General features: G+C 62.8%; 11 protein-coding genes. 5 read left to right on the top strand and 6 right to left on the bottom strand.

Going from position 1 to position 14730, the window contains the following annotated elements; translation table 11 throughout:
- The first annotated feature begins 83 nt into the window (after window positions 1-83).
- The 4 genes from K323_RS0112230 (at window position 84) to K323_RS0112215 (ending at window position 4905) form a co-directional block, all read left to right on the top strand.
- Window positions 84-1625: a sugar ABC transporter ATP-binding protein gene (locus tag K323_RS0112230; RefSeq protein WP_084697276.1), complete on the top strand. Its 1542-nt coding sequence runs from the start codon at window positions 84-86 to the stop codon at window positions 1623-1625.
- Entirely contained in the window at window positions 1622-2632 is a 1011-nt protein-coding gene (locus K323_RS25775) for an ABC transporter permease (protein ID WP_022885566.1), read from the top strand. Before K323_RS0112230 ends, K323_RS25775 begins: the two co-directional genes overlap by 4 nt.
- Window positions 2633-2706: 74 nt before the next feature.
- Window positions 2707-3720: a sugar ABC transporter substrate-binding protein gene (locus tag K323_RS0112220; RefSeq protein WP_022885565.1), complete on the top strand. Its 1014-nt coding sequence runs from the start codon at window positions 2707-2709 to the stop codon at window positions 3718-3720.
- A 120-nt stretch (window positions 3721-3840) separates the two neighbouring features.
- Entirely contained in the window at window positions 3841-4905 is a 1065-nt protein-coding gene (locus K323_RS0112215; RefSeq protein ID WP_022885564.1) for a zinc-dependent alcohol dehydrogenase, read from the top strand.
- Between the two features lie 136 nt (window positions 4906-5041).
- Here the strand turns inward: K323_RS0112215 and K323_RS0112210 are convergent, their stop codons facing one another.
- The 6 genes from K323_RS0112210 to K323_RS0112185 all read right to left on the bottom strand — a co-directional run bounded on the left by K323_RS0112210 (window position 5042) and on the right by K323_RS0112185 (window position 11456).
- Complete coding sequence (locus tag K323_RS0112210; protein ID WP_022885563.1) at window positions 5042-7021, bottom strand: serine hydrolase domain-containing protein; 1980 nt, start codon at window positions 7019-7021, stop codon at window positions 5042-5044.
- A gap of 200 nt (window positions 7022-7221) precedes the next feature.
- Window positions 7222-7887: a response regulator gene (locus tag K323_RS0112205; protein ID WP_022885562.1), complete on the bottom strand. Its 666-nt coding sequence runs from the start codon at window positions 7885-7887 to the stop codon at window positions 7222-7224.
- Window positions 7884-9281 carry a sensor histidine kinase gene (locus tag K323_RS25770; protein WP_022885561.1) on the bottom strand — a complete coding sequence of 466 codons (1398 nt, stop codon included), beginning with the start codon at window positions 9279-9281 and terminating at the stop codon, window positions 7884-7886. The genes K323_RS0112205 and K323_RS25770 overlap by 4 nt, the downstream gene beginning before the upstream one ends.
- 54 nt (window positions 9282-9335) lie before the next feature.
- A complete protein-coding gene (locus tag K323_RS0112195) occupies window positions 9336-10205 on the bottom strand; it encodes a hypothetical protein (protein ID WP_022885560.1) in 870 nt (289 codons plus the stop codon).
- A complete protein-coding gene (locus K323_RS0112190; RefSeq protein ID WP_022885559.1) occupies window positions 10205-10918 on the bottom strand; it encodes an ABC transporter ATP-binding protein in 714 nt (237 codons plus the stop codon). The genes K323_RS0112195 and K323_RS0112190 overlap by 1 nt, the downstream gene beginning before the upstream one ends.
- Window positions 10919-11174: 256 nt before the next feature.
- The gene (locus tag K323_RS0112185; protein WP_051147345.1) at window positions 11175-11456 is read right to left on the bottom strand and encodes a glutaredoxin family protein; all 282 of its coding nucleotides are present in this window, start codon (window positions 11454-11456) and stop codon (window positions 11175-11177) included.
- A gap of 233 nt (window positions 11457-11689) precedes the next feature.
- Here K323_RS0112185 and K323_RS0112180 point away from each other — a divergent pair, with 233 nt between their 5' ends.
- Window positions 11690-14722 (top strand): MGH1-like glycoside hydrolase domain-containing protein, encoded by a 3033-nt coding sequence (locus tag K323_RS0112180; RefSeq protein ID WP_022885557.1) that lies wholly within the window; start codon window positions 11690-11692, stop codon window positions 14720-14722.
- Window positions 14723-14730: the final 8 nt, after the last annotated feature.

Here is a 14730-nt window from a genome sequence, read left to right as displayed (position 1 = left end):
ATGCAGAACGCGCATAATGAGGCGGTCGGTCAGCAGGAACCTGGCCACCCTCAGGAGTCATACGCGTCGGCACGGCACGCATGATGCCCGACTTCCCAAGCGCTACACAGGCCATGGCCGCCGGCCAGGTGGCCTTCGAGGTGCGTGACGTTTCGCGGGAATACCCAGGCGTCCGCGCACTCGACGGCGTCACGCTGACTGGATACGCCGGAGAAGTCCTGGCGATCTGCGGGGCCAACGGTGCCGGCAAGTCGACGCTCGCCAGGTTACTGGCCGGCCAGGAAGCGCCTACGAGCGGCGTGATCGAAATCAGTGGGTATTCCGGTCACGTTGATGGTCCTGCGGATGCAGCGGATGCCGGCATCCTGCTCATGCACCAGGAGCCGGTGATCATCGACAGTTTCACGGTGGCAGAGAACGTCTGGCTGAAGAACCTCAGTTCCGCTGGCTCCGTCAGGCCGTGGGGAATCGTCGACCGCAAGCGGTCAGAAACGACCGTGGCAGCGCTGAAGGCAGTCGGGCTCGAAGGAGTTTCACCGGATCGCCTCGGGCGTGAACTCGGCCCTGGACTGCGGCAGATGCTGGCGCTCAGTCGCACACAGGTCAATCCGCACCGGGTGCTACTGCTCGACGAGACGACGGCATCAACGACGGAGGAGCACTTCAAAGACGTCGAAGCGTTGGTGGAACGCGAACGTGCAGATGGAGTGTCCGTTGTCTTCGTGTCTCACCGGATGCCCGAGGTGTTCGCAATGGCGGATCGCATCGCCGTACTTCGAAACGGCAAGCTCGTCGGTGTTGTGCGCACTTCGGAAACCACACCGGCCGAAGTGATGACCATGATGATCGGAGAGGCCGTCAGCGCTCTCAAATCACCAACGCCCCTCGAGGGGCAGGAAGCGCCGATCCTCGAAGTCAGCAACCTCACCTCCGGATCTGCAACCGATGTCAGCTTTTCCGTTCGGCCTGGCGAAGTTGTCGGCATCTATGGTCTGGTCGGCAGCGGGCGCAGTTCAATCGCCCGTTCGATTTCCGGGAACCAGAAACGCAGTTCTGGGGAAGTGAAGCTACACGGAAAGCCTGTTCTGGCCAAAAGCCCGCGGGACGCTATTCGCCAGGGCATCGCATACCTCACAGAGGACAGGCGAAAGGAGGGGTTCGTCAAAGACTTCACAAACGGCGAGAACCTCACCCTCGCCACCCCGCAGAACTACTCGAGATTCGGCGTGATCAATCGCGGCCGGGAGAGAAAGCGCGTTCGCGAGCTGATCGCGGAGTATCAGGTCAAGGGCGGCGCAACGACGCTCACCCGCACGCTGTCCGGTGGAAACCAACAGAAGGTGTGTATCGCGAAGTGGCTGGAGGCGCGACCGGAGGTCGTGATTCTTGACGAGCCGACAAAGGGAATCGATGTCGGCGCGCGTCTCAATATCTACCAAATCATCAGGGAGCTGGCGGCCGACTCCAAGGGAGTTGTCGTGGTCACGAGCGAAGCCGAAGAGGCGCTCATGCTCTGCAACCGCATCCTGATTCTCAGAGAAGGCCGACTCGTCGGCGAGTACTCACCAACTGACAGCACGACCGACGACCTCATCAGGGCGTCGCTCGGAGGAGAGCCAGCATGACAAACACAACGACGACCGACACCGCACCCGGCAGACAACGGCCCGCGATCGACTGGTCTCGGGTTGGGCATTGGGCCAAAGAGCAGTACCCGCTCTATATCCTGATTGTTCTCCTGATCGTGGCCGGATTCGCGACAGAGGCCTTCTTCACGCCGCGCAACCTGACAAACCTGATTCTGCAGGTTTCGGTGATCGGCATCGTGTCCCTCGCACAGTTCCTGATCGTCCTGACCGGCGGAATCGACATCAGTGTTGGCTCAGTCGTGGGGCTGGCCGGCGTTCTCGCCGCGGGGCTGTTCTCTGGTGCAAGTGTTCCCCTCGCCATCCTGGTCGCCATCCTGGTCGGAGCGATGGTCGGAGCACTGAACGGATATCTGATCGCGTTCCGCGGCCTTGAGGCCTTCATCGTGACTCTCGGTATGCTCGCGCTCGCCAGAGGGCTCGTCTACGCCTATACCGAAGGCGTACCGGTTATTCCGAGCGCCGAGGGTTTCCGCGCGATGGCGACGGCGACCGTTCTCGGGTTCCCGGTGATCGGGCTGATCTGGCTCGGGCTGGCCGTTGTCATCGCCTTCGTCGTGCGACGCACGGTGTTCGGCCGTCGCATCTACGCAGTGGGAAGCAATAAGGAAGCGGCACACGCGTCCGGAGTTCCCGTGAAGTCCACTCTCCTCGGCGTGTACATCCTCGCTGGTGTTCTCACCGGCTTCGCAGGCTTCCTGCTTGCTGCCCGAGTGGGAGCGGGAACGCCCACAGCGGGAAACCTCTATGAACTTGACGCGATCGCCGCCGTTGTGATCGGCGGGGCAAGCCTCGTTGGCGGAAAAGGCCGGGTTCTCGGCGCGGTCGTCGGAACGCTCATCTTCGGCGTCATTACAAATCTCCTGGTGCTGCTGAACGTTTCTACGTACCTGCAGGACGCGTTCCGCGGCGCGCTGATTCTGGTGGCCGTGGTGCTCACCACCGTTCAGTTCTCCAGGAGAAAGAGGAACAAACGACTCTCGTGAAGCCCTCGCGACCAATCACCATTCCATCCAGCAATTCAAGCAACTCACTTCAACAATCTAGAAAGAGGTCAACGATGACAATCAAACGGATCACCGGCGTAATTGCCGCTGCCGCCACGATCTTTGCGCTTACCGCGTGCGGGTCGGTCGGTGCTAGCACAGATGCCGGAGCCGGAGACAGCGGCGAGAAGGTGGCCGTGGAAGACATCACCATCGGCTTCCTCCAGCGCCAGCTGGATGCACCCTTCTATTCGGCGATGCAGGCCATGGCGGAGGATATCGCAGGCGACCAGGGGTTCAAGCTGCTGTTCCAGAACGCGGCTGGCGACCCCGTCACCCAGCTTGACCAGGCTCAGACCATGCTCTCGCAGGGCGCGGACGTACTCGTCATCAACGCGATCAGCCCCGAGACGCAGCGCGCGCAGATCGAACAGCTCGCCGACGAGGTTCCGGTGCTGTTCATCGACACGGGTATCCCGGATGTCGGTGTCACGTCGGTCTCTTCCGACAACTATGAGGTCGGCAAGCTCTCCGGCGGCCTAACTGCGGAACGGTTCGAACAGGGGTCGACGATCTCGGTGGCCGTGCTGAACGGTGGGCCGAACGACGAGGTCGTCGGGCCGGCACGCCAGTCCGGTTTCCTGGACGGTCTCGAAGCGGCCGGAGTGAACTACGAGGTCGTTGCGGAGGCGTCCGCGGTGTACGCCCAGGACAAGGCGGTTCCGGCCACGGAATCGATGCTCGCCGCTCACCCTGACGTCGACCTGATCCTCGGCCTCAACGACTCGATGGCGCTGGGAGCGTTGACGGTGCTGAACGATCAGGGGAACACCACGACGCTGGTCGCGGCATCCGCGGACGGCCAGAAGGAAGCCCTCGTCGCGATTGCAGAAGGCTGCGACGCTCGCTATGTATCCACGGGTCTGAACTCACCCGCATTGGCCACGGAGCGCGCGTTCGAAATCGCCATCGGTCTCGCAACCGGCGAGAAGACGGCGGATGACTTCAAGCCGGAGGAGTACACCGAGGCAGCCGGAATCAACTGTGACAATGTCGCGGACTACTACGACCCCGAGAGCGTCTTCTAGGACCTCACGACATCACGCAGCACAGCGAGTCAATCCGGTGGAGGACCGTAGGGGTGCTCCACCGGATTGACCTCTTAACAACCCGCGCACAGTTAAGCGCACGGATGAAGGATGCCAGCAATGACACATGAACAAGACACAGCGCCCGCGGTCAGACGGAGGGTTCTCATCTCAGCGAATAACGTGATCGACCTCGTCGAGGAGCCGCGTCCTGTTCTGGCGCCCGATGAGGCTTTGGTCTCCCTCGAGGTGACAGGAGTGTGCGGGTCAGACATGCATGGTCTTCATGGTTCACACCCCACCATGAAGCCGCCGTACTATCCCGGACACGAAGTCGTCGGAATCGTGCGCGAGATCGGCGCGGACGTCACTGGCATCGACGTCGGGCAGCGTGTTACGCCTGAACCGCCGCTGCCATGCGGGGCCTGCAAGATGTGCCGTACTGACCGCTCGAATATTTGTGAGAAACTCGAGTTCTTCGGCTGCGGTTTTCGCGAGGGAGGCATGGCGGACGTCTTCAGCGTCCGTGCCAGCCGACTCCATCGGGTTCCGTCGGAGTTCAGCCTGAAACAGGCTGCCCTCATCGAACCGTTGTCGACGCCGGTGCATGCTGTGCGTCTGGCCGGCGACCTCACCGACAAGGCCATTGTCATCATCGGATGCGGAACGATCGGGCTTCTGGTCCTTGCCGCGGCGAGAGCTCACGGCGCGCGAACTATCGTCATGACAGACGTTCTCGAGTCAAAGCGTGAAGGCGCCAAACGTCGCGGAGCGGATGCGGTTGTCGATGCGGCGGATCCCGAGCTCGCGTCGGCGGTGCGGCGGCAGTTGGGGGAGTCCGCAGACGTCGTCTTCGACTGTGTATCGATCCAGCCAACAGTCACCGCTGCCATCGATATGGTGCAGCGGGGTGGCACGGTGGTCATCGTCGGAGTTCCATCCGGGCCGGTCGAAGTTCCGGCGTTCATCCTGCAGGATCGTCAGATCAGGCTTCAAGGGGCGGCGACCTACCTCAGCGAGGACTATCTGGAGTCGACTCGCATCATTGCATCGGGCGGTGTCGACGCCGAGACGATGATCACGGCCTCCTTCCCTCTTGAGCGGGTGACCGACGCATTCAAAGCCGCGGCAAGCGGTGAGCACATCAAGGTATTGATCACGGGCAAGGATGTGGTCCTCGCCTGAGATTGGAGTACCTCCCTCATGCGTTCGCTGTCGATTGAGTCCGCGGCGGGAGGTCGTGCGGCCGTGAGGGGGACGCAAAGTGCTCTGAATCGCGAGAGATTCGAGCACTTTGCGTCCCCTCACAGCCGGGCGCGAATCAGTACGACACGCTTGGCGCGATCAGTTTGAAGACCAGCGCGAACCAGGCCACGCCGCCGAGGGCGAGCACCACCAGGATTCGGCCGACCAGGATCTTCCACCCGGTGTGGTGACGGATGCCGTTGATCACGTTGAGCACCGCTGGCACGATCGCCAGCACACCGATGAGCTGCAGACCCTGAAGGGCTCGCAGGGCGAGTTCCGGGAGGCTCTGGTCGCCGAGGAGCAGCATAATGCTTACCAGCCAGCCCACGAGGGCCAGAACAGCGCTGCCGCTTCCGACGCGGGTCAGAATCCGAACGACGCTCCCCTTCCGACCGACCCGAGCGGGCAGGTTCAGGCGACGGCGAACGAATGCACCGATCGGCCAGAGCAGCAGGCTGCCGAGGAGAACAGCCGCCGAGACACCGAGCACCGGGAAGGCAATCGCACTGTTATGCACGGTGTCGACGCGGAGGAAAGCGAACGCCGAGCTGAAGCCAATGGCGTCTACGGCCCCGTCGCTCTCGCGCAGGGTGATGATCCGCTGCCCGTCGACCTCCTGCCAGACCCACGGCTCAATCTCTTCGAAGAGCGCCGGATGCAGGCTCTCCGGACCAGGTGTGATGAGGAGGCGCCCTTCAGCCTCTGTTGTGACCTGCACCTGGGAGGGCAGCCCGATTGCGCTGATGAACGTGCTCTGGAATGACCGGGAGGTCTCATAGGTTCCAGCCGCCAGGGCAGCGTGCTCTGCGCCCGTATCCGTTACCGTCGTTTCGGTCGCGCCGCTTGTTGCAGGGAAGTAGCGGTCGGCGAATCCCTGAACCACTGCCTCTCGCAGCTCAAGAGTGTCGATGGGGCTCGCGCCGCTGCTGTTCAGCGTGACGTAGATTCCGGTTCTCTCGTCTGGAAAGAGCTGCAGATGAGAGTGGAAGAACTGGGTGTCTCCGCCATGTCCGATGATGCGGTGGCCGTTTCGACTGTCGTCGAAGAAACCGAGGGTCATGCGCGGTCCGCTGGCAAATGCGCCGAGCGAATCTGCATCCAGTGCGGGTTGCTGCATGAGTTCGCGCGTTGCGTCGGAGAAAAGGGATTGCTCATCGGGCAGTTCGCCCAGTTGAGCCAGCATGAACTGGCTGATATCCGCTGTCGAGGCCGACAGCGCGCCTGCTGGCACCGGGCCGACGAACTCAAACGGCGCGGCAGGCCCCGAGGCGTTGGCGTAGGCATTCGAAAGGCGAGAAGCAAGTGGAGCAGGCAATGGCTGCTCGAACGACGAAGAATCCATGCCAATCCGGTCGAATATCTGACGATCGACGTACTCCTCGAACGGCATTCCGCTGACGCGCTCCACGATGTAACCGGCAAGGGCATTGCTGTAGTTGGAGTATGCGGGCACTGTCCCGGGCTCGAACACCCGCTCAGGGGGGTTGATCGAGACGAAATCGTGAAGGCTGAGGTTTCCGTCGGACCGCACGTTGCCGTCGAGGCGCTCTTCAAACCCTGCCGTGTGGGTAAGCAGGTGTCGCAGCGTGATCGGCTCGTCGAAGGTCGCCGGCAGGGTGAAATCGAGGTAGTCGTTCACATCGGTGTCGAGATCGAGGTCACCACTCTCGACCAACTGCAGCACCGAGGTAGCGGTGAAGAGCTTCGACACCGACCCGACGCGAAAGAGCGTCGACTCTGGGTCGACAGCCTTCGCCGGTGTCTCGCCGTTGCCCGTGTCGGAACGGCCGAAACCGCGCTCAGTGAGAACGGCCCCATCGTGAACCACCGACACCGCGGCACCGGCGATCCCTGAGCGATCCAGGGCAGCCGGCAGCAGCCCGTCGAGCCACGCGTCGACATCCGCCTGGTTCAGTTCTGCGGTCGTGACCGGCGTGGGAATCGGTGGCGCCACGAGTGCCTGGGCAGACTGGGCCGTGGCCCCCGTCAGCACGGCGGCGAGTAGCGCTGCGGCGGTCGCAACGAGTAATTTTCGAACTCTGGGCGCACCCATGTGCAGGCTCCGGTTTCCGAGCGGATCGCGGTGTTCAGGCGGATGCCCGGTTGTGCGTCACCCGATTTCGCTCAGTTCCCAGCCTTCCGAAACCGCGGCAGGAGGACATCGAGCGGAGGTCTACATCCTGGTTGCGACCAAAGTGGCAGACGCCCGGTCGTCAGGTCGACAATCGACCACGCAACCGCTCACGCAACCGCTCAGGCGTCGGGCTCTGCCAGGCCGTTCTGATAAGCCCACACCACTGTCTGCACCCGGTCGCGCACGCCGATCTTCGTCATCGCCCGACCGAGGTGTGACTTGACGGTACTGGTTTCAACGAAGAGCCGACCGGCGATCTCCGCGTTCGAGTGACCCTGGGCCAGCAACCGTACGATGTCGATCTCGCGGCTGGTGAGAACCTCAACGGCAGCAGATTCAGGCTGATGTGGTGCCTTCCGCCTGGCGAACTCAGCGATCACTCTACGGGTGACCGACTGGTCGACGAGCCCCTCCCCGCGGGCCAGCTTTCGCACCGCGTCGATGAGGTCATCAGGTTCCGCATCCTTGAGGATGAATCCGCTCGCCCCGGCCTCGAGCGCGCCGAAAACGTATTCGTCGAGGTCGAACGTCGTGACGACCAGGACGGCGGGCCCCTGGCCGGGATCCGCGTCCGCGGTGATCTGCCGAGTCGCGGCAATGCCGTCGCCTCCCGGCATCCGTACGTCCATGCACACCACGTCAGGTGTCAGGCGCCGCGCCAGGTCGGCCGCGGCCGGACCGTTGGATGCCTCGCCGACGATCTCGATGTCACCCGCGTCTTCGAGGATGACGCGGAAGCCCGCCCGCACGACGGACTGGTCGTCAACCAGTAGCACCCTGATCATGCGGAGTCGCTCCATTCTGATTGGGGAGGTTCTGATTGGGGAGATTCTGATCGGGTTGATTCCGTCCCGAACGCATCCTTGTCTCGGGGAAGGGTGAAGGCCACCCGCCATCCGCCGGATGCGGTCGGCCCGGTCTCCAGTGTCGCACCGACCAGTTTGGCGCGCTCATGCATGCCGATGAGTCCGAGTCCCCGGCGTTCGTCTGCCGTCCGTTCTGCGTGAGGGCTGACCGGGCCATTGGCTGCGACGAGCTGCACCTGGTCGTGTGAATACTGCAGGGTGAGTTTCACACCGGCTTCCGGCGCGTGCTCGCGCGCGTTGGACAGAGCCTCCTGCATGACCCGGTAGACCGTGACATCGGCGAGGGGAGGGAGAGGATAGGGCTCGCCGGTGACGTCGTAGTCCACGGTGGTTCCGAGTGAGCGCGCCATCTCCACCAGGTGCTCGGCCACGGCCAGGCCGGGCACCGGGGCATCCGTCTCATTCAATTCATGGTCTGCGCCTCGTTCTCGAAGGATGCCCACCACGAGCCGGAGGTTCGCGAGAGTCTCTTTGCCCTGGCTGCGAATCCAGCTCGTCGCGGCCTTCGCCGCTTGCGGGTCACGATCGATGAGTCGCTCCACGGCAGCGGCCTGAATGACCATGCCAGACAGGTGATGGGCCGCAATATCGTGCAGCTCGCGCGCCATTCTGGAGCGTTCGGCGTCGATCGCGGCATCCGTTCGCGCCTGCTGTTCGCGCAGGACGTCGCGCGCTCTCGCCCGAAGCAGCTCAATATACTCGCGACGGTTGGCAACGAACTTTCCGAGGAAGACCGACACCAGGTAGAGCAGCCCGGTGGCGAGGAGGTAGTTCAGAGCCAGCAGCGCAGGGTCAGAGACGGTGACCGGTTGCACAAGTGGGTTCAGCGTGCTGCCGGCGATATAGCCGAAGACCACCTCGAAGAGTGCCACCCCGGTCACGACCCGAAGCATGGTTCTGGTCGGCAGGTAGGCGCCGACCGTGTACGCGGCGATGACGGATGCTGCGCCGCGCGCCGAGATATCCTGCGGCATGATGGTGATCAGCACCACCTGGAACACGGCCACGATCGCGAGACACAGCGCCGGGTTCACCCGCCTGATGCAGAGCGTGAGCGCCTGGACGCCAACGACGACGGCGACCAGGCCGACCTGGGCGGGGCTGAACGAGTAGCCTTCTGACGCGACGAGGGCAGCCAGGACCAGCACGAACACGGGCACCGAGATCAAGGCTGTGACCGCCGCGAGCAGGCAATCCCTGGCGAAGCGCCCTCGAAGACCGATCTTCGAGAGCGCTTCATCGAACCAGACGGCCAGGTGGTTACGCCCGGGTTCGCCGGCCACCCTGGTGTTGCTGGTGCCGGTGTCGTTCATCACTTGAGTATCTCGTGTTCGTTGTGCATTCGGTTGCCCGGATGCGCTGATCAACTAGACGAGGTCTTTCTGAACCAGGCGCCGTGCGGCGATGGACAGGAGAACGGCGCCCCAGACGAGCAGGCCGATCAGTGCGGCCAACGGGGTCAATGCTCCTGAGCCGGTGAACAACTCGAGGGTCAGGGGAGTCTCCCCGCTCGAGGCGACAGGGCCCAGGGTGAGAGGGAGGACCGCAGTGGCGATGGGCGTGGTGCCGGTTGCGAGGAGAGCGATCCCTGAGATCAGCGGTTCGACCAGCACGAGGGCGAAGACCGCGATGACGGCTGCCACCTGGTGCCGGATGAGCAGCCCCGCTGCCAGTCCGATGAGGCCGTAGATGATCAGCACGATCGTGCCGCGGCCCCAGATCGACAGGACTTCGCCGGTCTGAACCTGGATCGGTACCTGCGCCACGGCCGTTCCGGCAAGAAGGGCGAGCCCGGTGATCAGGGCCATCGCGATCGCTCCGAGCGCGGTCACGATCGCGACCGCCGCCGCTTTCGCCCCGACCACGCGGAGGCGGCTGGGCGTCGCCAGTGCCGTCGTGATGATGCCGCCGAAGCGAAAGTCTGAGGTGGCAACGATGACGCCGAGGAACAGCGCAATCATGACGCCGATTCCGGGGAATCCTGTGCCCCACAACGGGCCGTTTCCGAGCACGTCGAGCATGCTGCGCTGATATTCGGGTAGGGCGAGTTGGGCGACGGAGTTGACCGATTCGGAGAACTCCTGAACGTCACCGCCGTCTCCGGTGGGGAGTGCGGCGACGAGGGTCGGCGCGAGCACGTTGACCAGCTGCATGATCGCGGTCACCCCGAGGGCCACCCAGGCGAGCACCCAGCCTGTAGACAGGGTGCGAATCTTCAAGATCTCTGCCTTGATCATCAGCGCATCGCCTCCGCTCCGGCTGTGACGTTCAGGTAGGTGTCTTCCAGCGAAGCGCTGTCGACCAGCGCGTCGAGTTCCTGGGTGAGCACAAGTTTGCCCTGGGCGATGATCAGGATGTCGTCGGCGACCTGGGTCACCTCGGCCAGTACATGACTGGAGAGCAGCACCGTGCCACCGTCATCCGCGAACTCGCGAAGAAGTTTTCGCAGCCACAGCATTCCGGCCGGGTCGAGGCCGTTGGCCGGCTCGTCGAGGATCAGGATGCGGGGGCTCCCAAGCAGTGCGGCGGCGATTCCGATCCGCTGCCGCATTCCCATTGAGTAGGTCCTGGCCTTGCGGCGTGCGGCCTGCTCCATGCCGACGGCCTTCACCACCGCGTCGACTCGTGAGTCAGGAATCTTCGCAGAGGCTGCCAGCACACGCAGGTGATCGCGGCCGCTGCGGGCGGGGTGGATGCCGCTGGGCTCCAGCAGCGCTCCAACGGTGCCGGTCGGGTCTTCGAGGTCCCCGTAGTTCTGACCGAACACCGTCGCTGTTCCCGACGTTGCCTTCGCAAGGCCGAGAAGAACCTGGATGGTCGACGTCTTGCCGGCGCCGTTGGGGCCGAGGAAGCCGGTGACCGAGCCGGCTCGAACCGCGAAGGTGAGGTCGTCGACGGCATTGAGATGGTCGTACGACTTGACCAGATGGTCGATTTCTATGGCGTGCACGATTGAGCTTCGCTTTCTGAACCCATCGTGGTGTCCGGTCGACGACCGAGATTGTGCACCCGATGTGGTTCGTATCCAGCTTGGAGAAAGCGACGGGAAACGACATCGCGCAAAGGTGCACACTTCGCTTGCGACAAAGGTCGCAACCTACTCGACGATGGGCGGCGCGTGAGGGGTCACAAATCGCTCTGAAACGCGCGAAAGGAGAGCACTTTTTGTCCCCTCACGAGGGAGGAGCGAGCGGAATCGCCTCTGGCTAGGAGATACGGCCCAACGCGGTGAGCTTCGCACGCAGTTCGGGGTCGGTCGGCTCGACGACGTGCGTCTCGTCTGGGAAGACGATGACCGGGATGCTGGTGCGTCCGCTGATCGCGAAGGCCCGGTCTGCCCCGTCTTCGACGGACTCAAGGTCGACGTAGTCGTACTCGACCTCGAGTCGGTCGAGCAGCGACTTCGAGCGGCGGCAGTCGCTGCACCACTGGGCACCGAACATGGTGATGCGCTGGGCGGAATCGGCGGAGGTATCGAGATCAGTCATCATTCGATGTTATGTGCGATCTCCGTCGGTCGAGCGATGAGCCAACCCAGTGCAGCTCCCTCGCGGCCAACGCCACCGAACGCTGGTGGGCAATTCCAACGGCGCATTGACACTCGGGCGATGGTTCGGCCATGATTGAAACGATCCAATGCCAAAGAGCAGTCGCTCTTGCGGTCATTGCCGGACCAGCGAACGCCTCAGAAGGATACGAAGACGGATCGCCTGTGGATAACATGCAGCAGTTCAGTGATGGCGAGTGGTCGACTGAGTCGGGGTCGTGGTCGGTTCAGGAGGGGCAGCTGATCGGTTCGGGGACTTCCCGGTTCGTGTTCTGCAACGAATGTTCACCGGAGCGTCCGCTTACGAATGCGCGCCTGAGTTTCCAGGTGCTCATGCCGGCGGCTGATGTTGCTGGAACCGCGCCGACGCTCAAGCTCGGCTTCCGCAACGACACTGGACGAGGGAAGATGGGGCTGAGGCTGAGCGGCCTCGGAACGGAAAGCGTTTCATCGTTATTGGTTCGCACGGCCGGCGGTGAAGACATGGCCCTCGATTCCGGTGCTTCAAATACGAAACGTGAGTGGACGTTGCCGGTCGGGAGCATTCAGAACGTTGAGCTCGAGTGGCGTGAGGGAAACGTGTTCTACCGCCTGTGGCCCCAAGGCCAGCCGCGCCCGGGCGCTCCGGCAGGTGGTTACACCATTGATTCGTTAGACATCTGGCCGAACTCCGCTGAAATCCAGACTTCCGATGGTCTCAGGGCGACGATAACGGGGTACGCGATCGAAGATGTGGAGGCTGGCTACCCGAAGCAGTTGGACCCGCCGGAACAGCCAGCAGACCCGAACGGCTGGAAAACGCAGAGCGGCACGTGGTCCGAAAACTCTGACGGCTCACTCACTTCGTCAAGCGATGGTTCAGATGCCGCCGTGATTCGAACGATATGCGCGACGTGTGAAGCCGGGGCGTCGGTGGAAGCGGCGACAGTAACAGCAGACATAGTTGTCCCTGTTTCGGAAGACTTGGCGGATCAGACGTGGGCGTCGGTCGGACTCGCTCTTGCCGGTGCCGACACCGACCAGCGACTCTACAGGCTCGGTCTGGTTGGGCAACAGTCGAAGCTGTCGATCATCCGAAGTAACAGCGGCTCGGAGAGCCGCATCGTCGAGACATCCTTCACCTGGACACCCGGCGAACGCTACACTTTCGAGCTTTCATGGGCGTCGGGCGAGTATGGCCTGCGAGTCTGGCCGTCGACCCAATCGCGGCCGGAAGACGCACAGTCAACGTTCTCAATCGAGTCTTTCACTCCTGTCTCCGGCGGTTTCAGGCAGTGGGGCGTGCAAACGGCGACCTACAGAGACTTCACGGTCACGAACCTCGCCGAGACGCGTGGTGATGCGCCCGCGTGGGTGACGACTTCCTCCCACGGGTTGTATTACCCCACGGAAAAGAACATCCTTCCTGCTCGGAGCTACGACGAAATGCGCCCAGAATTGCCGACGCCGGTGGCCGATGCGGACCCAAAATACGTTGAGATGTACAACCAGACGTGGCGCATCATGCTCTCGAAGAACCTGCTGGAGCCGAGCGAATCCTCACCGCTGGTACGCACCTATGTTGATTCGGGCTTCGATCCGGCGATCATGTTCCAATGGGACACGCTGTTCTCATTGCAGTATGCCCTCTACGGAGAGCGCGGTTTCGACATGATCGCGACCTTGGACAATTGGTACGTCTTACAACGGCCGACCGGCGAGATCCGACGCGCAGTCGACACCAGAACTGGCGAGACCCACCCCTGGGCCGCCGGTGCAAACGGCGTGAACCCCCCACTTTTCGCTTGGGTTGAACTTTCAAGCTTCAAGAAGTCCGGCGACCTCGACCGCGTTCGGCGCGTGCTCCCTGCCCTCCGCGCCTACGCCGACTGGGTCTCGATCCAGCAGTGGTCCCAGGCTGCGCCGCATCAGCTGTTCTGGAACAACGGCAACGGTAACGGTATGGATAACCTGCCCACGCAGCTCGACCAAGGCGGAAACGGGGCCGGCAGCGGTGTGGCCAGCGTCGATATCAGTAGCCAGATGGTCATGATGCGAAACAGCCTCGCGGCACTGGAGGAAGCGGCCGGAAACACCCAGCGAGCCGCAGCCGATCGCGCCTGGGCCGAAGACATCGCCTCGCGGATCCAGGACTTCATGTGGGACGGTCAAGACGCACGCTTCTATGAGGTCGACGCCAAGGGAGAACACTGGAAAGTTGACAGCCTCGCAGGCTTCTGGCCGATGTTGGCTGCAGTCACCAGCCCCGAACAAGCCACCCGGTTAGTAGACGCGCTGAAGGACCCGGCAAAGTACTGGACAGACATGGTCTTCCCGGCACTCGCCAAGACTGACTCTCGATACGATCCGAAGGGCCACTATTGGCGAGGCGGCGTATGGGCGCCGGCAACTTTCGCCACTATCAAGGGGATCGAAGCCAGTGGCGATCGCGCGTTCGCGGAGACAGCAGCCAAACGCTACCTTGACGGCATTGTCGAGGTGTACAACTACTCCGGCACGATCTTCGAACTCTACGCACCTGAACGGCAGCCAGCCGATTGGATCCTCAATTCAGCCACCGGCCACAAGTCCGGCCAGCACATCCCCATTGTGCTCCCGGATGCCGCGGTGGCGGCCGATCAAGACTACATTTCCCCTGGCACCGATGACGCCGGCTCCGCACCCAACGTGCAAGGAGGCTCCGACTACATGGGTAAACCTGACTTTGCAGGGTGGACAGGTCTCGCCCCCATTGCGCTTCTCATCGAAGACGTTATCGGGATTCAGACAGACATGCCCGCGGGCGTCATCGATTGGAATCTGCACCGCACGGACCGCAACGGCATCGAGAATCTGTCTTTGGGGCAAGCAGGCGTACTGTCCATGATCGCCGAGCCTCGCGCTTCCGGATCTGCGGACGCCAAGATCTGCTTCGACGGCGAACTCGAGCGGCCGATGACTGTGCGAGTACATCTGGCGGGCAGCTCGAGTGATATCCCGCTCACTGCCGGCCCGATCAACACGTGCAAAACCGTGAGTCAATCCGATCCGCAGCTGGAGATCATCGGAACGGCCGTCCACGATGGAATGCCGTCGGTCGTCGCCGGTGATCAACTGACGGTCAAGGTATCTTCGCTGCCACCCTCAGCGGATGTCATCGCGGTGACGATCGACAGCGACGCCGCCGTCGTCGCGACCGGAACCGTCGACTCGACTGGAAGCATATAGCAGGCCCA

The sequence above is a fragment of the Glaciibacter superstes DSM 21135 genome (assembly GCF_000421145.1).
In the GTDB taxonomy this organism is placed as follows: Bacteria; Actinomycetota; Actinomycetes; order Actinomycetales; family Microbacteriaceae; genus Cryobacterium; species Cryobacterium superstes.
This window is presented reverse-complemented; position numbering and strand designations above follow the sequence as displayed.